The 21,678-nt window shown below is 31.2% G+C and carries 16 protein-coding genes and 1 other annotated feature; of the genes, 1 reads left to right on the plus strand and 15 read right to left on the minus strand.

Features of this window, described 5'->3' with window-relative positions; all coding sequences use genetic code 11:
- Position 1: 1 nt before the first annotated feature.
- From J3477_RS05115 to J3477_RS05150, 8 genes are all read right to left on the minus strand, one after another.
- Complete coding sequence (locus J3477_RS05115; protein WP_206868506.1) at positions 2-1,225, minus strand: O-antigen ligase family protein; 1,224 nt, start codon at positions 1,223-1,225, stop codon at positions 2-4.
- Between the two features lie 53 nt (positions 1,226-1,278).
- A complete protein-coding gene (locus J3477_RS05120) occupies positions 1,279-2,673 on the minus strand; it encodes a sugar transferase (RefSeq protein WP_206868508.1) in 1,395 nt (464 codons plus the stop codon).
- Positions 2,674-2,961: 288 nt separating this feature from the next.
- On the minus strand, positions 2,962-3,732 hold the full coding sequence (locus J3477_RS05125) for a tyrosine-protein phosphatase (protein ID WP_206868510.1): 771 nt from the start codon (positions 3,730-3,732) through the stop codon (positions 2,962-2,964).
- Between the two features lie 5 nt (positions 3,733-3,737).
- A complete protein-coding gene (locus J3477_RS05130; RefSeq protein ID WP_206868511.1) occupies positions 3,738-4,418 on the minus strand; it encodes a CpsD/CapB family tyrosine-protein kinase in 681 nt (226 codons plus the stop codon).
- A 12-nt stretch (positions 4,419-4,430) separates the two neighbouring features.
- Positions 4,431-5,096, minus strand: a complete 666-nt coding sequence (locus tag J3477_RS05135; RefSeq protein WP_206868513.1) for a YveK family protein — start codon at positions 5,094-5,096, stop codon at positions 4,431-4,433.
- A gap of 3 nt (positions 5,097-5,099) precedes the next feature.
- Complete coding sequence (locus tag J3477_RS05140) at positions 5,100-6,188, minus strand: tetratricopeptide repeat protein (protein ID WP_206868514.1); 1,089 nt, start codon at positions 6,186-6,188, stop codon at positions 5,100-5,102.
- A 311-nt stretch (positions 6,189-6,499) separates the two neighbouring features.
- Entirely contained in the window at positions 6,500-8,230 is a 1,731-nt protein-coding gene (locus J3477_RS05145) for a phospho-sugar mutase (RefSeq protein ID WP_206868515.1), read from the minus strand.
- A gap of 309 nt (positions 8,231-8,539) precedes the next feature.
- Positions 8,540-9,124: a 50S ribosomal protein L25 gene (locus J3477_RS05150; protein ID WP_206868516.1), complete on the minus strand. Its 585-nt coding sequence runs from the start codon at positions 9,122-9,124 to the stop codon at positions 8,540-8,542.
- 147 nt (positions 9,125-9,271) lie between these two features.
- Between J3477_RS05150 and J3477_RS05155 the strand changes: the two genes are divergently transcribed.
- Positions 9,272-10,735: an aminotransferase class I/II-fold pyridoxal phosphate-dependent enzyme gene (locus J3477_RS05155; protein ID WP_206868517.1), complete on the plus strand. Its 1,464-nt coding sequence runs from the start codon at positions 9,272-9,274 to the stop codon at positions 10,733-10,735.
- 115 nt (positions 10,736-10,850) lie between these two features.
- Here the strand turns inward: J3477_RS05155 and J3477_RS05160 are convergent, their stop codons facing one another.
- The 7 genes from J3477_RS05160 to J3477_RS05190 form a co-directional block, all read right to left on the minus strand.
- Positions 10,851-11,291 carry a 2-thiouracil desulfurase family protein gene (locus J3477_RS05160; RefSeq protein WP_206868519.1) on the minus strand — a complete coding sequence of 147 codons (441 nt, stop codon included), beginning with the start codon at positions 11,289-11,291 and terminating at the stop codon, positions 10,851-10,853.
- A gap of 17 nt (positions 11,292-11,308) precedes the next feature.
- Positions 11,309-13,666, minus strand: coding sequence for an endonuclease MutS2 (locus tag J3477_RS05165; protein ID WP_206868520.1), 2,358 nt, complete (start codon positions 13,664-13,666; stop codon positions 11,309-11,311).
- A gap of 12 nt (positions 13,667-13,678) precedes the next feature.
- A complete protein-coding gene (locus tag J3477_RS05170; RefSeq protein ID WP_206868521.1) occupies positions 13,679-16,036 on the minus strand; it encodes a U32 family peptidase in 2,358 nt (785 codons plus the stop codon).
- A 161-nt stretch (positions 16,037-16,197) separates the two neighbouring features.
- On the minus strand, positions 16,198-16,872 hold the full coding sequence (gene zapA, locus J3477_RS05175; protein ID WP_206868522.1) for a cell division protein ZapA: 675 nt from the start codon (positions 16,870-16,872) through the stop codon (positions 16,198-16,200).
- Between the two features lie 288 nt (positions 16,873-17,160).
- A complete protein-coding gene (pheT, locus tag J3477_RS05180; protein ID WP_206868523.1) occupies positions 17,161-19,539 on the minus strand; it encodes a phenylalanine--tRNA ligase subunit beta in 2,379 nt (792 codons plus the stop codon).
- 12 nt (positions 19,540-19,551) lie between these two features.
- Positions 19,552-20,571, minus strand: coding sequence for a phenylalanine--tRNA ligase subunit alpha (gene pheS / locus J3477_RS05185; protein ID WP_206868524.1), 1,020 nt, complete (start codon positions 20,569-20,571; stop codon positions 19,552-19,554).
- A gap of 60 nt (positions 20,572-20,631) precedes the next feature.
- Positions 20,632-20,837: a binding site (T-box leader), on the minus strand.
- Positions 20,838-20,887: 50 nt separating this feature from the next.
- Positions 20,888-21,664 carry a TrmH family RNA methyltransferase gene (locus J3477_RS05190; protein ID WP_206868526.1) on the minus strand — a complete coding sequence of 259 codons (777 nt, stop codon included), beginning with the start codon at positions 21,662-21,664 and terminating at the stop codon, positions 20,888-20,890.
- Between the last annotated feature and the right edge of the window lie 14 nt (positions 21,665-21,678).

Genomic DNA, 21,678 nt, shown 5'->3' on the forward strand with positions numbered 1-21,678 from the left:
CCTAAAAAGTACTTTTTTTCTTCCTATAGGAAAAAAGTATTGCGACAATTATCCAAAAATATGTTGCTACCTTTGGTACAAATAGAATGTTATCAAAGCAATTCATAACTAGAAAAGGTATCAGCCCAACAACAAAACCTTCTATAAAGAATGAGTTTAGTGATTCACCTTTGTTTTTTATAAAATAAAAGGCTTCTCTTAAAATTAATAGAAGAATTACAATAAAGCTTAACTCTCCAATAACTCCAAGTTCACTTCCAACCTTTAAATATGAATTATGACTTGGAAAAACATCTACACCTTCTTCTTTAAACTGAGGGTACATTTTTACATACTTAGGATAATTAGTTATAAAGTTACCATTACCTACTCCACCTATAGGATGATCTTTTATCATTTTAGCGGCTACATTCCATATCTTTATTCTTGAATCGTTTTGTGTTTTGTCAGTAATTTGTTTTATTCTACTTAGAGCACTCGGCATAGTAAATAAAACTGCACCAATAGGTACTATTAATATCAATATTCTTTTTCCAAAAATAAATATTAATAATATTATTCCTACACCAAGACCTATCAATGCACTCCTTGACATCGACATAACTATATTAGAAAAACATAAAACAGTTGTAATTATTATAGATATTTTTAATGTAATGTTTTTTTGTTTTACTCTCATCAAAGATACTAAAGGAAACAACATAAGCACCTGAAAGGCTCCTAAGGTATTTGGATTATCTAAAGTTGCCTGTATTCTTGGTCTTGCAGATGAATATATATGCATTTCTGCTCCAATTCCAGTAAAGTATTGTATTATTCCTAAAATCGAAACAATAAAAGTAGTAAAGATAAGTGTAAAGATAACTCTTTCTTTTTCTCTTTCATCAAAACACTGGCTCACCAAATACATTGTTACAATATAAGTAAAGAATCTAATACTCTCCTTTATTGCAAGAGATTTGTCAGTAGCATAAAGTGCAGATAAAACCATTATTCCTAGGAATATTATTAATGCTATATAAATTTTGTTTGTTATGAACTCCATAATATTCTGCTTTATTTTATATACCTTTTTTGTTTTTATTATTTGAAATACGTATAAAACAACTGCTAAAAACAATACTATTTGTGATAGATTACTATAATTCTTCCCGTTTATTTCTGAAGGAATCAATGGAATTAAAAATATATAAATACAGAACAAAATATTTGCAAAGTCTTTCATTGTAGTATTTCCCCCTATAATAATAGGAGACTAAAGAGCCTCCTATTTGGTAATTAGTCTTCGATTTTATCTATAGTTATTTCAGCATTAGTAGTCTTTATCAGCTTTGTCAAAGGCAGATCATCCTTTAAGCCTTCTGAACTTTCTTTCATAAACATTATTTTTATAGTCTGTAAGATTAGTTTTAAATCAAGAAGTATAGAGTAATTCTTGATATATAATATATCATATCTTGCCTTATCTTCTGGAGTAGTTGAATACTTACCTAGCACTTGAGCAAGTCCTGTAAGCCCTGCTTTCACAATGGTTCTATATTTATAATCTGGTATTTCATCTTTAAACTGTTCTACGAAAAATGGTCTTTCTGGTCTAGGCCCAACTACACTCATATCTCCTAAAAGTATATTAAAGAATTGTGGCAGCTCATCAAGCCTTGTAGCTCTTAAAATTCTTCCAAGCTTAGTTATTCTAGGATCGGACTCTCCAGCAAGCACTGGTCCAGTAAGTTTCTCAGCATTCATTACCATAGTCCTAAACTTTAGCACAAAAAAACTTTTTTCATCTATAGTAACTCTTTCTTGCTTGTAGAATATTGTTCCTCCATCAGATAACTTTATTGCTGCTATTACAATAAGCATAATAGGGCTAGAAAGTATTATTCCCACTAAAGATACAATTATATCCAGTAAGCGCTTAAAGAATCTTGCCTCTAAGGTTAATCCTAATTTTTGAACTTTAAACATCGGGATATCATCAGCTCTGTTTAACTTTGAATTAAGTATTGCAATCTCGTATATATCAGGAATTATATATATACTTTTTCTACTTGCAAGACAACTGTCTACTATTTTCTTTTTAACATTTAGTTCTACATCATTACATATAAAAACTACATCTACATTATCTAGATAGTTGTCAATATTTTTACTTTTACTACCACATATATACTTTATTTTATATAAATCTCTTTGCTTTAATAATATCTTCTTAGTTAAATATTCCAGCGAACTTTCTCCTATAACTAAACACTCTTTTACACCATGAAAAGATCTGTTTATCTTCCACACAACAGTTCTCCAAATAGATAAAATCACAAATTGTACAATAGTGCTTATAACAAGAACCATTCTTGGATACGCAAAACCACGTGCAAAAAAGGTTATTCCTGCTGTTGTTATAAATAACGCGGCAACTGTTAAACCTATTGAATATATAGTTTCTGTAACACTCTTCTTAAGTAAATCACCAAGCCCAAACACATACATATATATTAAATAAGCTATAACTATAAAAGGTATTATGTTAATAAATGGATTAAAGTTGTAATCTGGTGGGGTTGACTTAAACTGTATTAAAAAAGACAGATACACCGAAAAAACAACTAAAACTGCATCTATAAAATAAGTACCAAATTTAAAAAACTCTGTAACTATATTGTTCCTCTTCATAAGTCACCTCTAAAACTTTTAAACTCTTAATAATTTTACACTCAATATATTTTAAAGTCAAATTATATATATATTAATAAAAGAATCAATGAAACGACTTTCTTAAATAATTTATTTGCGCATCTGCCTTTCCGAATGCATATGAGGAACATTTAGCAGGCAAACGAGTTTAATTTTTTCTGTACTTCCTAAAAAGCTATGCTAAACACTTAAAACCTCTAGGTTTAGATGTCATAAAATTCTTATACTTTTCTTTACAGCAAAAAAAGAAGCAATTAGATATACTAATCACTTCTTACTAAATAACCTAGAAAATAAACTTGCTTTCTTTAATTCTCTTACCGACAACGGAGAAACATCTTCCCCGTTCAATATATTAATTTCATTTTCTTTAATCCACTTATGTAATTCAGGGTTAAGTTCTTTTATATTAGAAAAGGCTTTTTTAATAAAAGTGTTTCTTCTCTCATTGTTATGTCCATCGCTTCCAACCATATGCACTAAATTTCTCTTAACTAGTTGTTCCGCAGCTTCCTTTATTGTATTTCCATAAGCACCAGTTAAGCTTCCAGCATTAATCTGTGCAAGATTTCCTTGCTCAACAAGATTTTTTAATATTTCTGGATTATTTGAAATTTTAAAATTTCGTTCTGGGTGAGCTAATATAGGAGTAACACCTTTTAGCCTCAGCTCATAAAATACATCTTCAGTATATAGCGGAAATTCTCTCATAGGAAGCTCTATAAGCATATATTTTCTATCATTGAGACACCAGATCAAACCATTGTTATAAAGTTCCAAAAGATTAGGAGTTATATAAACCTCTAACCCTTTAATAACATTAATCCCCATATCTTGACCTATTTCCTTAACCTTTAAAAAGGTACTATCATAAATATCTTTTTGTTGCTCGAATTCACCAGGTATATAGTGTGAAGTGGCGCAAATATGTGTTGCGCCCTCCAGGGCAGAATTCTTAAGCATATCTTTTGTTATATCAAAAGACTGTGATCCATCATCTACATTAGGTATTATATGGCTATGAAAATCAATCATCATATCACCTACTCTTTTTCATAATAACCATAATACTTACTATAGTAGTACTCGTTTGCTTTAGTTGGAACCATGTTTAATACTACACCAACCAGCTTCCCGCCTACCTTGTCCAACATTTCTTTAGATTTTGCAATTGCTTTCTTTTCCGTCTTTCCATAAGAAGCTACAAGTAATGTTCCGTCAGCATTAACAGAAAGTATCTGAGCATCAGTAACTGCTAAAACTGGAGGTGCATCTATTAGAACTATATCAAATATTTCCTTAAATTCATTAAGATATTTAGTCATTGATTTGCTACCTAAAAGTTCCGATGGGTTAGGTGGCAAAGTACCACATGTTAGTATATAAAGATTCTTTATCTCTGTTGCTTTTAAACATTCTTCAATTTTGTTTTCACCTATTATTATATTTGCTAATCCCTTTGAATTTGGAATACCAAATTTCTTATGAATAGTAGGTCTTCTAAAATCGCAGTCTATAAGTAATACCTTTTTACCTGCTTGAGCCATTGAAGTAGCTAAATTTGATATAACAGTACTCTTACCTTCTGAAGGGCTTGATGAAGTTACTACAATTACACGCATTTCTTCGTCAAGCGAAGAGTATTGTATATTTGTTCTTAGAGTTCTAAAGGCCTCAGCCCCTCTAGATTTATTATTAACTAAAGAAATTAAATTCTTATCCATTGGCTTCCTCCTTTATTCTTCAATTGTAGGAATTACACCTATTACAGGAACCCCAAGTAATCTTGTCAATTCTTCTTCATCCTTAACTGTATTGTCAAGATATTCGATTAGGAAAACAATACCTATTGACAACATAAGACCAACAAACAATGCTACTGCAATATTTAAAAGTGGTCTTGGACTGTCTGGACTTGTTGGTTCTACCGCATCATCAACTAACTTAATATTGTCTTGATTGTAAATTTCAATAGATTCCTTTTTTAAGGATTTAGCAATCTGATTTGCAATCTTTGCAACTTGCCCCTTATCCTTTGATTTTACTGTAATAGTTAAAAATTCAGTATCACCTTTAGGTGCAACAGAAATCATCTTAATTAACTGGTCTGCATTCATATCTAAATTCAATTCATTTATTACATCATTAGCAACTGTTTTAGTCTGAACAAAGATACTATATGTCTTAACCATCTTTTGATACATCATCACATCGTTATAGTTTTCCTTTGTAGCAGAGTCACTCTTTTGATTTTGTCCAATCAGTACAGATATATCAGCTTTATAAACTGGTTTTATCACAAAGTAGCTCACTACTGCACTTATCAAAGTACAACTTAAAGTTATTAAAATAACTAATAATAATCTTTTTCTTACAATGTTAAAGTATTCTTTTAATTCCATTAATTATCCCCCTATTATTTTATTTAGCTGTTTAACAATTTCGTCATTTGGCTCAAGTTTGTTAGCTATATCTAAGTGGATCTTTGCATCATCCATTTTTCCGATATTGTAATAGCACATTACTAGATTGGTACATATCTCAACATCTTTAGTTGCTTCAAAAGCTTTTCTAAAATACATTATTGCATTTTCAAAATCTCCCATAGCAGCATAATTTATTCCCAATTCATTTACGGTCTCTACAATAGAACTGTCTATTTCTAAACTCTCATTTAAATAATATATTGCTTTTTCGTAATTATCAAGCTTTCTATATGATAAACCAATATAATAATATATAAGTGGATTATCTTCAAATTTGTCTAATAAAGGCAGAAGTTTTTTTATAGCTTCTAAAGGATTAACATCAATTTCTTCTTTTCCTTTCTCATATGCAACAATATCAGAAACTTCTAAGAAAAGTTGTTCAATCTCAGCTGTTTTTTCTCCACCAAGCCTTATGTATTCGTTAAGTGACATTAAGACCTTTGAATACTCTCCCTCATCTTTTAAAGTCAACGCCTCATACATATAAGGTAAAGCACTCTTAGGATAAGCTTTTTTGTAATTTTCTATATCTTCGAGATGTAAATTTTTAAAATCTCTATTATTTTCTCTTATGGTACTTCCTACTACTAATAACTTTTCAAAGATTTCCTCTTCCCCGTATGACCTACATAGTCCTCTTAAAAGCACATAACTATCATTATAATTTCCTTGTTTAACTTTTGAAGCAACTATTCCTTTAATAGCTTCTTTTGAGTTGCTTATTGAGTCCAAGATATTCTTATAATCTTCATTATAAGAAAATTTCTCATCTGCACCTATTGCATAAAACATACCTTCAATAAATTCATATAATGGTATATCCTTAAGTTCTTGATTTTGTTTTACTTTTTCCGCTAAAAATTCCATACTTACTGGAATAAATAACTCATTATTTTTTAACTTTATTTCTTTATCACTTATCTTTTTTAAAAAAGCCTCAACATTTTTTATTTCTAAAAATAATAGTTTAGATAGCTTATCCTTAAAAAGTGAATTATAGTCCAATACATTCACCCCATTGTTCAATTCTTTCTATAATATTGTAAAATAATTAATTATATTCTTAATGTGTCTATAACGTAACAAAATATATTATATATAGCTATACCACTTCATTTTAGAATCTATATTTTCAAAACTCCTCTCATAAACCAGAGGAGTTTTGAAAATAGTTTGCAACTTGAAGTGGTATTTTTTAGATAAACTTGTTTTTAATAAGATTCTATCTTTTTAGTTTTATCAGCAAATTCTTCAGATAGAAATTGAAAATATATCATTATTAACTGACTTGTTTATCTTTAATTATATTTTCAAATTTAACTTAACTTTTCGTTTATAATTTTCATCACTTCTTCAGTATACTTCTTTATCTTGTTTTCTGCATCTACTAAGCTACTGCCAACAATGGATAAGTATACCTTCATCTTTGGTTCAGTACCAGAAGGTCTAACTACAAACCAAGAATCATCTTCTAAAATATATTTAAGAACATTAGACTTTGGCAAATCTATTGAATTTACAGAATTACCCATAACATCTATTTCTTCACTCTTCTTATAGTCAAATCTCTTAATTATCTTAACTCCATTTACATCAGATACTGGGTTGTTTCTCATATTATCTATGCAACTTGCTATCTTTTCTTGACCTTCTTTTCCTTTTAACTCAAGAGAAACTAGATTTTCTTTATAGAATCCATACTCATTATAAATATCGATTAAGCCATCATATAATGTCTTACCTTTTGATTTATAATAAAGTGTCATTTCTGCAATTAACATAGATGCAATTACAGCATCTTTATCTCTTACAAACTCTCCTGCTAGGTATCCATAGCTTTCTTCAAAACCAAAAAGATATTTGTGGCTTCCTGTTTCTTCAAACTCTCTAATCTTTTCTCCAATATATTTGAATCCTGTTAATACATCTATTAACGTAACATTATAGTGAGCAGCCATCTTTCTTACCGCTTCAGTTGTTACAATGGTCTTAATTACTGTACCATTGCTTGGTAAACTATTTGTGTCTTTAAGCGCATCTAAAACATAATGCGTTAAAAGCATTCCTGTTTGATTTCCTGTTAAAACTCTATATTCACCTTCATTATCCTTAACAACAACCCCAATTCTATCACAATCTGGATCCGTTCCAAAGATTATATCTGGTTGAACTTCTTTTGCAAGTTCTAAAGCCAACTTAAATACAGCTGGTTCTTCCGGATTAGGATATGATGCTGTCGGAAAGTTTCCATCTGGCTGTTCTTGTTCTTTTACTAAATGTAGGTTTTCATAACCTAACTCATTTAAAACTCTTCTCACAGGAATATTACCTGACCCATGAATCGGAGTATAAATAACCTTTAAATCTTTAGCATTTAAAGCAACTAACTCTTTTCTTATTGTTAACCCTTTAACTGCATCTATATAAGTCTTATCTACATCTTCACCTATATATTGAAGCAGTCCTTTTTCTAATGCTTCTTCTTCACTTAATGATTTAATATCAGCATAATCAGATATTGCATTTACATATCCTATTATCTTCTTTGCTGGTTCATCTGTAACTTGTCCACCATCATCACCATATACCTTATATCCATTATATTGCTTAGGATTATGAGATGCTGTTATTACTATACCTGATTTACAGTTTAACTTTCTAACCGTATATGACAACATTGGCGTTGGTCTTAAATCTTCAAATAGATATACTTTTATACCATTTGCACACAAAGTTAAAGCCGCAGCTTTAGCAAATTCTCTTGACATATTTCTTGAGTCATATGCAATAGCAGCTGACTTACCTTCTGTATACGCTTCATTTATATAATCAGCAAGCCCTTGAGTTGCCTTTCCTACAGTATATATGTTCATCCTGTTAGTTCCTGCTCCAATAACGCCTCTTAGCCCACCTGTACCAAAATCTAATTCTTTATAAAATCTATCTTCAATTTCCTTCTCATCAGTTATACTTCTTAATTCATTCTTTATATCTTCATTAATAGTAGGTGATTGTATCCATTGTTCGTATTTTTCTCTGTATGTCATTATTATCCCTCCTTATAATTTAACATAAAATATTATACACTAAAAAATGGACAATTAAAACTTTTATATACAAATTTATGAAATTATATGAATTATATATATATTAATGGGCCTTTATTTTGCAATTTTTTACGCATCTTATTTTTATAATAAATATTATGAAATTCTCACAGTAGCTCTATTCTACTTTTTTCATACTATAGGTTAATCAATTTTAAAAATCGTTATATAATAGCACTATCACTTAATTTATGTATATTATATTTTTCCAAAGAGTACAAATAAACCCTATGTAGTCATAGGGCTTAGTTATCCTTTTTTCTCTTCTGGCTCCACAGCCTCTACTATCTTTTGCTCATAGCTTACAGAACCAAGGACAGTATTTAAGTCATCAACTATTGATATTTCTGCGCCTACTTCCAAATCACATATTTTATAAGTGCTTCCTATAGTAGATTGAGAAACATCTAGCTCTAAAAATTTAGGCAACTTATCAGGAGTACAGCTTACCTTTACTGCTGATTTTTCTTTTTGAATTATAGCTCCGTAGGAATTTATTACGCCCTCTCCTTTAAAGTGAACTGGTACAGTTGTAATAATCTTTTGGTCTTTATCTATGGTTTCCAAATCTAAGTGAATTATCTTATGTGTAACAGGATCTCTTTGAAGCTCTTTAATTAGTACTTTCTTATTTTGTTCTTCTAAGTCAATATCTATTACACCATGCTCTCCATGTTCAGTGATAATTTGATTCAATTCTAACTCACCTATTTCGAACATAAAGTTGTGCATTCCTTTTCCATATACAATGCCTGGAACCTTTCCCGCTCTTCTTGTCTTATTAGCTGTTTTACCTATTTTGTTACTTCTACTGTTCAATTTAATATTTTCCACTTTAATCCCTCCTGCCTTATAGTATTGTCAGAAGAAATAAATATTATTCATATCAATTTTTTTATTGCATTACAGTTACTCATAACATATAATTATATTGTTTTTCATAAAAGATATTTATTTGTTGAAAGAAGGTGCGGTATCAAAGTGTACAGATTTGACCAAAATGAAACTCCTTTGTTTGATGCCCTAATGGAATATGTAGATAGAGATACAATTCCATTTCACGTTCCTGGTCATAAGAAAGGCGTAGGAATAGATGAGGAATTCAAAAACTTTATAGGTGAAAACCCATTTAAGATAGACGTAACGGTGTTTAAATTAGTTGATAGCCTACATCATCCAACAGGACCAATAAAAAAAGCACAAGAGCTTGCTGCTGATGCATATGGTTCAGATGCTTCGTTTTTCTCAATCCATGGAACATCAGGTGCAATTCAAGCCATGATTATGTCTGTGGTAAGTCAAGGTGATAAGATAATTGTCCCTAGAAATGTCCATAAATCAATTACAGCTGGAATAATACTTAGTGGAGCAGTTCCTGTATTTATGCAGCCAGAGCTTGATAAAAAGTTAGGTATAGCTCACGGTGTTACCCCTGAAACAGTAAAAAGAGTTTTAGAAGAAAATAAAGATGCTAAGGCTGTATTAATAATAAACCCTACGTACTATGGTGTTGCAACCGCAATCAAGGAAATTGCTGATATTGTTCACAGTTATGATATTCCTTTAATAGTAGATGAAGCTCATGGTCCTCATCTAAAGTTTAATGAAAAACTCCCTATGTCTGCAATGGAAGCAGGTGCTGATATCTGTGCACAAAGCACTCATAAAATAATTGGAGCATTGACTCAGTGTTCTTTACTTCAGGTTAAAAGCAATTATATTGATCCAGCTAGAGTTCAGCAAGTTCTGAACTTACTTCAAACAACTTCACCATCTTATATTTTGATGGCAAGTTTAGATTGTGCTAGAAGACAAATTGCTTTAAATGGAGAAGAACTTTTAGATAAAACTATAGATTTAGCTAATTATGCTCGAACTGAAATAAATAAAATTAATGGTTTCTACTGTTTTGGAGAAGAAATACTAGGAAGACCTGGAGTTGTAGCTTTAGATCCAACTAAGATTACTATAACTTGTAGAGACTTAGGAATTACGGGATATGAATTAGATATGATATTATCAAACAAATATCATATACAAATGGAACTTTCTGATTTATATAGCGTGCTTGCTGTAGGTTCTTTTGGAGATACAAAGCAAAGTATAGATAAGTTATTACACGCACTTAGAGAGATATCTGATGAATATTCTTCTAAAGGAAAGGTAAGACCTGACTTTTTAGATATACCATCTATTCCTGAGAGTGTTCTTATTCCTAGAGATGCCTTTAATAGCAGGAAAGAATCAATACTTCTTAGAGATAGCATTGGAAAAGTAAGTGGTGAATTCTTACTTGCATATCCACCTGGTATTCCACTTCTTTGCCCTGGTGAGATAATAACAGAAGAAATTATAAAATACGTTGAAGAACTAAAAGAGGTTGGTCTTTACGTACAAGGTACTGAAGACTCAAAAGTTGAATATATTAAAGTTGTTTCAAAATAAACTTTATATAAAAAATCACTGAAGCGATTTTCTTCAGTGATTTTTTTGCGCATCTGCCTTTCCGAATGCATATGAGGAAACTTACAGGCGACACATTTTTCTTTTTTTATTCTTTTTAATCCGCTTCACTAAATACTTCTATCCCGTTTAACTTTAAAAGTTCTGCTGTGACACCATTTCCTTCAACAATCTTACCAGAAAATGTACCATCATATATCTTTCCAGCTCCACAGGAAGGACTTTTAGCTTTTAAAATTGCTTTCTTAACATTGTTTTTAACAGCTATATCCAGCACTTTATTAGCACCTTTAATAAACTCCTCAGTAACATCTGTTCCATTAGCTGATAACACTTTAGCTCTGCCTTCTAAAACATCCACTCCGCTTCCACCTTGTATTTCTACAGGTTCTCTAGGTGTGCTAAGACCAGCCATCTCTTCAGGGCAAACAAGTATAGCTTCACCCTCATCATAAATTTTCTTTATCTTTTCATTATAGTTGTTCCCACCATTATACTTACAATTGCAGCCACATAAACATGCACTTATTATAATCATATACAAATACTCCGTTTTTACTTTAATTGAACTACAGTAACTCCGGTTCCACCTTCGCCATATTCGCCTAGTCTATAAGACTTAACATGCGGATGACTCTTTAGCATATCATTTATGCTTTTTCTCAGAATTCCTGTTCCTTTTCCGTGGATCAAAGACACTTCTCCAAGACCACCCATATATGCTTCATCCAAGTATTTATCAGCGTTATAACAAGCTTCCTCAGCATCAAGACCTCTTAAATCCACAGAACTAGCTACTGACTTAGTATTAAGATTTGCCTCACGTCTTACCTTTTTCTTAACTTCTTTAGTCTCTTTAGACTTTCTTAGGTCCTTTAACTTAACATTTACCTTCATTATACCAGCTTCAACTTGAACATCGCCTTTTGAATCAGGCATAGTTAATATAATTACTTTCTGATTTAAAGAAGGCAAGAACGCTTCCATTCCTGGTTTAACAACTTCAATTGTTTCGCCATTATCCTTTTCAGCCTTATTTATTACAGCTTCTGTTTTATCGAGCTTATTTCTTAACTTACTTCTCTGCTCTTCTAATTTTCTTCTTGCATCAGAGTCATATCCTAATCTCTCAAGTTCCCTCATATTCTTAAGAATTTGATCTGCTTCTTCTTTGGCTTCTCTAAGGATTTGTTTAGCTTCTCTTCTTGCCTCTCCAAAAGCATTTTCCCTAGTCTTCTCTAAGTTTTCTAACTTTACTTCATATTTTTCTCTAAGCTTTCTAGCATCAAGCTTTAAGATTTCAGCTTCTCTTGCATCTCTCTCTGCTTTCATACTCTTTTCTTGAAGACTCTGTATTAAATCCTCAAATTGAAGCGACTCACTTGAGATTAATTCTTTTGATTTCTCTATTACATCATTACTTAAGCCTAATCTTCTTGATATTTCAAAGGCATTTGATTTACCTGGTATACCTATCAAAAGCTTATAAGTTGGTCTTAAAGTTTCCACATCAAATTCTACCGATGCATTTTCAACACCAATAGTTCTTAATGCATATCCTTTTAGCTCACTATAATGTGTTGTAGCAACTATCTTACAGTTTCTATGCCTTAATGTTTCAAGTATAGCTACAGCAAGCGCTGCACCTTCAGTAGGATCTGTACCTGCACCCAATTCATCAAATAAAATAAGGGATTCATTATCTGCCTCTTCCATTATTGATACTATATTAGTCATATGAGAGGAAAAAGTAGATAAACTTTGTTCAATACTTTGTTCATCTCCTATATCAGCATATATTTCTCTAAAGAAACTTACTGTAGAATTTTCTCTAGCAGGTATCAAAACCCCACTCATAGCCATTATATGAAGTAACCCAACAGTCTTTAAAGTCACAGTCTTACCACCAGTGTTTGGACCTGTTACCACAAGACTTGTAAACTCTCTTCCTAAATATATGTCTGAAGAAACAACCCTTTTAGGATCTATAAGCGGATGTTTAGCTTGAACTAAATCCACTATTCCATTTCCATTAACTGCAGGACATATTCCATCAATATTACTTGCATATTTAGCCTTTGCAAATATAAAATCTAATTCATTTAAAATATTAGCATTATTTCTAACAGCTATAATTTCATCATAAACAAAACCTGACAACTCTTGAAGTATTCTTTCAATTTCAGCTTTTTCTTTTAACATAAGCTCTTTGATTTCATTGTTTATCTTAACCAAGCTCATAGGTTCTATAAAAAGCGTTGCTCCTGTTGAACTTTGATCATGAATAAGCCCTGGTACTGAACCTTTATGCTCTGCTTTTACAGGGATAACATATCTATCACCTCTCATGGTATAAAGGTTATCCTGTAAAAACTTTGAGTTTTCTCTTAAGATAGAGTTAACTTTATCCCTAACCGAAGAATTTTTTTCTTTAAGCGATCTTCTTATATTATTAAGAGTTTGACTAGCTTTATCAGATATTTCTTCTTCACCTATTATTGCAGTGAAGATAGTATCCTCTAACTTTCTTATAGGTGTCAAGCCTGCACATATATCTTCTAATATATTATAAGATTCCTCTTCATCTTTTCTTTTTATGAAATCTATAAATCTTCTAGCACATCTCACCATGTTACCTATTCTGAGTAGCTGCCCTGGATTCAATGTACCACCTTTTCCAGCTCTTGTGACAGCTTCTCTTACATCGTATAATCCTTCAAAAGGTGGTGCTCCCTTCTTTTGAAGCAAGGTTAAAGCTTCTTTGGTTTCTTGAAGATGTTCCTTCACTTCATGTATATTTTCATATGGAGTAAGCTCATCTATAGTATCCTTTGAAGCACCTGTAAGTGCATATTTTTTTATCTCTTCTTTTACTTTATTAAATTCTAGAATTCTTAATGCCTTCTCATTCATAAGATTTCTCCTTTATTCTACTCCTCTTTTATAATGACCCTTTGTATAATTGATATTTTTGTTATCTTCTTCTTTTTTAATCACCCTTATAATACGGCTAGCTTCATTATAATCCTCATCAATAAAATCCACTCTAAAGCTGTTTATTCCAATCTGCTCCATTCTTTCAATCTCATCTATAAGGTTTAAAGGAACGCTATTATATATATGTGATCTACAGAACCTATCAGTAGTCATCACAAACTTTTCCTTCATTCTATCTTCTAAGATAAAATCGTCTTTTATGCAACTTTGATTACAATTATTATTAGAGCTTTTCTGTCCAAAAGTACTTCCTATCGGGCAATACTCACTAACCATCATTTCAACTCTTCCGTAAATTAAAGCTTGATATGAAGCTTTTCTTCCTTTAGTTATGGAAATCATTTCACTCCTATTAAGCTCAACACTTATAGGCAGCACATCAATAGACTTTTCATAAAACTCTGCAGCTTTACTGTTAAATATATTAAGCTTATAATCACCAATTATACTAGTTTTACTATTATATCTATATATAATTCCTGCATTAGCAGTTACAATTCCTTTAATATTATCAATATATTTATCAATAATTGAGCAAACATATTGATACTCATTTTTTATTATATTAGGCACTTTTAAGTATACTTTCGATAAATCTATATTTTTTATATCTTCTTCTAACAAAGAACCTAAGCTTTTTCCGAAAACATCTACTGCATAGTTCTCACAATTGTTTTCAACAACTGCTTTTAACTGTTGTTTAGTTCTTACAGTATATAAAATACCCTTAAATTCTTCAGCATTTCTCTCCTTGTCGTCTGACTTGTCATATTCTACTTCACTTACTTCTCTTTTATATTTCTTTATTTCACTTGCTTCAATAGCTTCAATTAACTCTCTTCTTAAAGCATTTATCGACGATACCGGTACAAACCCTTCTTCAAAACTTAAAAACTCTATAGAATTTATCTTATAAGGCGTTTCCCCAGATTTCATTATATTTTCTTCAACCTTATCTCTAGATAGAGGTTTTTTAAGAGCCGCTTGAACTACTTCACCCTTTACCTCATAGTCTTTATCATTATAAGTTAAAGTAATATTCATAGGCTCGCCAACTTTAAAAATCATAGAAGCCTTCATTTCAATTTTATTTTCAAAAGGATTTAAGTAAGACGGTTTATACTTTTCCATTAGTTCTACATCTAAAGTTTTATAAAGCTTATCGTTGTTCTTATATCTTGCAGGTAATAGCTTCACACTCATACCTTTATCCGCATTTTCTAAGCTATTCTTTCCTGCAAGTATCTTACTTATGGTAAATCCGTCTTTACCACAGCTTATTCCATCTCCTACTGAAACACTTTTTTCTAGAACCACTTCACCTTTACTGTTTACAAATCCTATATATACACCAGTATTTTTAGGATTTTTAAATGCCATCATATCTTTTCCTTCATTTTTATATAGATATGCTTTAGAGAATCCCTCTCTATTAAACAATTGCATAAGTGTATCTTTTGAAGTATTTACATTAAAATCTTTATTTTTATCTATTACACTATCTACTGCATCTCTATAAGCTTCCACTACTCCAGCCACATATTCAGGTCTTTTCATTCTTCCTTCAATTTTTAGAGATGCCGTTCCTGTGTTTACAATTTGTTCCACATCCTCTATTGTACACATATCTTTTGGACTTAGCAAATACCCCTCTTTCTTTGCCTTATCTCCTATCCTTATAATATTATAAGGAAGTCTGCAAGATTGAGCACATCTACCTCTGTTTCCACTTCTTCCACCTATCATGCTGCTCATAAGACATTGTCCTGAATAGCATACACATAGAGCACCGTGAACAAATATCTCAGTTTCTATATTAAGTTCTTTGGATATATATTCAATTTCTTTTAATGACAATTCTCTTGAAAGCACTATTCTCTTGAAGCCACTCTCTTTAAAGAATAAAGCCCCATCACCATTATGCACAGTCATTTGTGTGGATCCGTGAAGTTCTATTTGTGTATATCTTTTCTTAGTTTCATTAAATAAGCCTAAATCTTGTATTATCAGGCCATCTACACCAATTCTATTCAAAAAATCTATATAATTTAAAGCTTCATCAAATTCATTTTCTTTTATCAATGTATTTATAGTTATATATACTTTGACACCATACATATGTGCATAATCCAGAACTTCTTCCAATTGTTCATCATTAAAATTTGAAGCATATGCTCTTGCAGAAAATTTACTTCCACCTAGATAAACAGCATCTGCACCCTTATTTATTGCTGCATATAAACTTTCTTTGCTTCCTGCTGGTGCCAAAAGCTCAATTTTATTCATCAGTTCATCTCTCCTATGATAATGCAGTATAAACTGCTATCCTTCTAATATTGTATAATCCAAAACTATGGCTATATAGTCTTTTATAAAAAATCGTACTCCCCTATTATATCAGAAGAAAAGCTTACTTGTCATGCAAGTAAGCTTTCGAGTATATAATTCTATTTATTATCCTTTACCTTTAAATAAGGCTCTCTTTTCTTTATCTCAGTTGCTAAATTAATTTGACTATCCAAATACTTCTTCTCCAAGTCCATAACTTTATATTTAGAACTTTGAAGCTCAAATTTTATTTCTCTATTTACTAATTTCAATGAGTTATTTTCTTCTAAAAGCTTCTTCGCAGCTGCTTCAAGCTCAGTTATTTGCTCACTTAAATCTTCATGCTCTTCATTTAATTCTACACTCTTTAATTCTTCTAATTCATTATTTTTAGAATTTAAAGCTTCTAATAAGGATGAATTTTTTTCTTCTAAAGAAAGTTTTTCTAGCCTTAAATCTTCTATAGCTTGCATCATAGATAAATACTCTTGTTTTTCTTCTTGTTCTTTTAGTTCTACATCCTCTATGCGTTGCTTAAGCTCATCATTTTCTTTTTGAAGATCTTCAAAATTTCCCAAAAGATCATTATAATCATTATTAACTTTAAAAAGTTCATCTGATATATTTATAGCTGCAAGAGCAGTAGCCGCAACAGAACTAAGTTTATTATTCTTACTTAGTATTTCTTTAACCTTTTCATCAACATATTTAGCTATATAATTTAAGTATTCTTCATCATCTTTTCCCTTTAGATTATAATCAATTCCATTTATTCTTACAGTTACGGAGCCCATAACAACACCTCTTAATAATCAATATCTTTCTTTAATGTTATCATATAAATATATATAATTTCAAAGTTTATTTATACAACTTTAATTTTACTTAATTATCCATCGTTTTAATTGCATATTTTTACCTTTAAAAATCTAGCAATGCAATTAAAATCCTTCGATTTAGCTAGCATACAATTATATACTTTCCTGTACAGTAAAAAAAAGAACCAATCCCTTGATACACAAAAACATGTTAATTCAGAGGGATTGATTCATATTCTATCAATAATTTAATTATTGATTATTTTATCTTAATTGCGCTCCTAGCTTATATTCTAATGAACGTAATATCTTATCATGCACCTTATTTACTTCATTATCAGTTAAAGTCTTATTCTCATCTCTATAAGAAATAGCATAAGCTATGCTCTTTTTACCCTCTGGTATTTGCTTTCCTTTATATACGTCAAATAACTTCACAGTTTCTACTAAATTTCCACCAGCTTTTCTTATAGTTTCTTCAATTTCTTGAACTAATATTGCATCTTCAACTAACAAAGCTATATCTCTTGTTACCGCAGGATACTTTGGTAATGGTTTATACTTTTTCTCTGTTTTAGAATTTGCATAAAGTATATCTAAATCAAGCTCTGCCACATAAGCATTTGTATCTATTCCATAATTATCAGCTACATCAGGATGTATTTCACCAAGTACTCCTACTTTTTCTTTTCCTATAAATAATTCAGCAGTTTTTCCTGGGTGATAACTTACATTTTCACTTTGTCTCTTATATGATGTATTCTTTATTCCCATTGCGTCTATAAGATTTTCTACTACGCCCTTAAGATCTAAATAATCAACAGCTCCATATAGACCTATTGTAAGTATATTTTTTTCGTTAGGTAATTGATTTTCATCAGCCTTTGGTAGATAAACCTTACCAAGTTCAAATAACCTTGCAAATTCATTGCTTCTTGAATAGTTTCTTCCAAGACATTCTAACATTGAAGGAAGTGTAGATGTTCTCATTATACTATAATCTTCACCTAATGGATTTTTAATCTTAACTACATTTCTAAGTTCACTATCTGAAGGTAAATTTATCATATCAAATACCTTAGGACTTACAAAAGAGTAAGAAATAGATTGGTTTAATCCACTTGAAATCATAGTATTTATAACTAAATCATCTAACTTTAACTTCTTATTTTTAGCATCCTTAGGAGAGTTAGCACCAATTACTGTCATAGGTACGTTGTTATAACCGTATATTCTTGCAATTTCTTCTGCTATATCTTCTTTTATTGCTATGTCGATTCTGAAAGTTGGTACAGCTATGATCAAATTATCATTTTCAATAGTTGTTTTAAGCTCTAATCTATCTAGGTATTCTTTCATTTGTTCCTTTGAAAGAGTTGTTCCTAAGAATCTATTCACCCAGCTAGAATCTACTGTCATAGTATGAGGTTCTTTTCTTTCATTATATATATCTATAGTTCCCTCTACTATAGTACCTACTTTAAGTTCTTCTATAAGTGCACAAGCTCTGTTCAAAGCAAGTTCAGCTAAATTAGGATCTATATCTTTTTCGAATCTTGAAGATGCTTCTGTTCTAAGGTTAAGTTTTTTAGAATTTACACGAATGTTAGTTCCATCAAAACTAGCACCTTCAAAGATTACTTCAGTTGTATCATCTTTTATTCCTGATTGAAGTCCGCCCATTATTCCAGCAAGGCCTATAGTTTCTTCACCATCTTTTATACAAAGAACATCTGTATCTAGATTTCTCTCTATCTCATCAAGAGTCACAAACTTTTCATTTTCCTTTGCTCTCTCAACAACAATCTTGTTTGATTTAATTTCTCTTTTATCGAATGCATGCATTGGTTGACCAAGCTCTAACATAACAAAGTTAGTTATATCTACAACATTGTTTATTGGTCTAACTCCAGCTTCCAGAAGTCTTTCTTGCATCCATGTTGGTGATGGTTCTATCTTTATATCTTTTACAGCTCTAGCCATATATCTTCTGCATAAAGCATCTTTTACTTCTACCTTAACGATGTCTTCTATATTGCCTGTTCCACTAGTCTTATATTCTACTGAAGGATTTTTGTACTCTATCCCTAAAGTAGCAGCTGTTTCTCTAGCTATTCCTAGTACACTTAAGCAATCTGGTCTGTTTGATGTTATTTCAAAATCTATTACAGCCTTATTTAGTCCTAATACATCTTTTATATCCTTACCAAGTGGTGTATTTTCAGGTAATATCATAAGTCCATGAACTGGTTCGTCTCCAGCTATTCCCAGTTCTTCTTCAGAACACATCATTCCATTTGAAACAACGCCTCTAAGCTTACCCTTCTTTATCTTTAATCCATTTGGTAAATTTGAACCATGAAGAGCAACTGGAACTATGTCATTTTCCTTCATGTTCTTAGCTCCTGTAACTATTTGAACAGGTTCTTCTTGCCCTACTTCAACTTGACATATAACAAGTTTTTCTGCATCTGGATGTGGCTCTATCTTAAGAAGCTTACCAGTTACAACATTTGTTATATCTTCTCCTGAGGTTATTACTTCCTCAACCTTTGATCCTGATAGAGTAAGTCTATCAGCTAGTTCTTTTGCATCTATATCTATATTTACATAGTCTTTTAGCCATAAATATGGTACTTTCATATTAAATTCCTCCTAAAACTGATTTAAAAATCTCATATCACTTTCGTATAGTTGTCTTATATCATCAATGCCGTATTTAAGCATTACCATTCTGTCTACACCCATTCCGAAAGCAAATCCGCTATACTCTTCTGGATCTATACCACAGTTTCTCAGAACTTGTGGGTGCACCATACCGCATCCATAAAGTTCAATCCAACCACTGCCTTTACATACTCTACAGCCTTCTCCTCCGCAAACGAAGCAAGTTGCATCCATTTCTGCAGATGGTTCAGTGAACGGGAAGTGATGTGGTCTAAATTTAGTTTGAACATTTTCTCCAAACATCTTTTTAGCGAATAATTCTAGAGTTCCCTTTAAATCAGCAAAAGTTATCCCCTTATCAATTACTAAACCTTCCATTTGATAAAATATTGGTGAATGTGTAGCATCAGCCGCATCTGATCTAAATACTTTACCTGGCGATATCATTTTTATAGGCGGTTTTTGTTTTTCCATAACTCTTATTTGCACAGGCGAAGTTTGAGTTCTTAAAACCACGTTATCATTTATATAGAATGTATCTTGTTCACTTCTTGCCGGATGGTTCTTTGGTATATTAAGAGCTTCGAAGTTGTAATAATCTTTTTCTATTTCAGGACCTTCCTCTATAGTAAAGCCCATTGATATGAATATTTCCTTCATATGCTCTAATGTTAAATCTAGTGGATGCCTCTTACCTACTAAATTTTTTCTACCAGGCATAGTTATATCTATAACTTCACCTTCAAGTTTCTTTTTCTTTTCAATATTCTTTATTTCCGAGGAAATCTCTTCTAGTCTACTTTCAATTTCTGCTCTCACTTCATTTGCAAGCTTACCTATGATTGGTCTTTCTTCATTTGTAAGACCTCCCATACCTCTTAATATTGTAGTTAATTCACCTTTTTTACCTAAATATTTAACTCTAATATTCTCAATCTCACTACTGTTTTTTACATCTTCAAGAACTTTTAATGCACTATCCTTGATTTCTAAAAGTTTTTCTTTCATATTGTTTTCTCCTTTCAAAAAGTAAAACTGCATTTTTTTGCAAAATAAAAACCGCCCCTATAAAGGGACGGAGGTTCCGCGGTACCACCCTAATTAGCTTAATACTCTCTTATATATATAACGGTTCCCCGCTAACTACTACTTTATTTCACAGTTAGAACTCCTGAGTGAACTTCAGAATATATATCAATAAAGAGACTTCCAGTCTTTGATCTCTTCTCCCTGTAAAGCTAAAATATTCTTACTCTCTCATTCACAGTTTTTTCATATTCAATTCTATAGCCTATTATACATATTAATCCATGTTAGTTCAATACTATTTGATTAAGTTTTGCCTAACTTTTTCATAAATCATTATAGAAGCAGCTACTGAAGCGTTCAAAGATTCTGCATTTCCTGGCATAGGTATCTTAGCTTTCAGGTCACAAAGCTGATAAATCTCATCAGATACTCCATTTCCTTCGTTACCTACAACTAAAATAATCTTATCACTTAAATCTACTTCATAATAGTTAAAATCAGTATCTAAAGAACTTGCCAATAGCTTAAAACCATCTTCCTTAAACTTTTGTACCACTTCAAGGTTTTTATCTTCTATTATGTTAGTGTGGAATATAGATCCCATTGTACTCCTAAGTGTTTTATCATTGTATATATCAACTGTACCATCTCGAACTATTATTCCATCAACTGCTGCTGCATGAGCAGTCCTTATTATAGCACCAACATTTCCTGGATCTTGTAGTTTATCTAAAAGTACATAAAAACTCCCCTTATAATTATTCTCACTGGAGCCGGTTTTTATAACAGCAATAATACCCTGAGGGTTTTCTGTACTCGATAATTGATTAAATAATGATGATTTTAAAAGTGTAATTTTATCATCACTAACTTTTAAATATATATCTTCAAATTTTTCTTGCTTTGCTTCATCAATAATAATCTCGTCTATAACAGCATTAGCTTTTACTGCCTCTTCAACAAATCTTAATCCTTCAATTATATATAAACCAAGCTGTTTTCTATACTTTTTTTCTTTTAACTTCTTTAGTTCTTTAAAATGTTTGTTATCGTTACTTTCAATTAAATGCACTACTTACACCTCTG

Source organism: Clostridium zeae (assembly GCF_017312485.1).
Taxonomy (GTDB): domain Bacteria; phylum Bacillota; class Clostridia; order Clostridiales; family Clostridiaceae; genus Clostridium_AR; species Clostridium_AR zeae.

Excerpts from the sequence above, each read along its gene's own strand:
- J3477_RS05115 (WP_206868506.1), bottom strand. The coding sequence starts at position 1,225 with ATGAAAGACTTTGCAAATATTTTGTTCTGTATTTATATATTTTTAATT.
- J3477_RS05120 (WP_206868508.1), bottom strand. The coding sequence starts at position 2,673 with ATGAAGAGGAACAATATAGTTACAGAGTTTTTTAAATTTGGTACTTAT.
- J3477_RS05125 (WP_206868510.1), bottom strand. The coding sequence starts at position 3,732 with ATGATGATTGATTTTCATAGCCATATAATACCTAATGTAGATGATGGA.
- J3477_RS05130 (WP_206868511.1), bottom strand. The coding sequence starts at position 4,418 with ATGGATAAGAATTTAATTTCTTTAGTTAATAATAAATCTAGAGGGGCT.
- J3477_RS05135 (WP_206868513.1), bottom strand. The coding sequence starts at position 5,096 with ATGGAATTAAAAGAATACTTTAACATTGTAAGAAAAAGATTATTATTA.
- J3477_RS05145 (WP_206868515.1), bottom strand. The coding sequence starts at position 8,230 with ATGACATACAGAGAAAAATACGAACAATGGATACAATCACCTACTATT.
- J3477_RS05160 (WP_206868519.1), bottom strand. The coding sequence starts at position 11,291 with ATGATTATAATAAGTGCATGTTTATGTGGCTGCAATTGTAAGTATAAT.
- J3477_RS05165 (WP_206868520.1), bottom strand. The coding sequence starts at position 13,666 with ATGAATGAGAAGGCATTAAGAATTCTAGAATTTAATAAAGTAAAAGAA.
- J3477_RS05170 (WP_206868521.1), bottom strand. The coding sequence starts at position 16,036 with ATGAATAAAATTGAGCTTTTGGCACCAGCAGGAAGCAAAGAAAGTTTA.
- zapA (WP_206868522.1), bottom strand. The coding sequence starts at position 16,872 with ATGGGCTCCGTAACTGTAAGAATAAATGGAATTGATTATAATCTAAAG.
- pheT (WP_206868523.1), bottom strand. The coding sequence starts at position 19,539 with ATGAAAGTACCATATTTATGGCTAAAAGACTATGTAAATATAGATATA.
- pheS (WP_206868524.1), bottom strand. The coding sequence starts at position 20,571 with ATGAAAGAAAAACTTTTAGAAATCAAGGATAGTGCATTAAAAGTTCTT.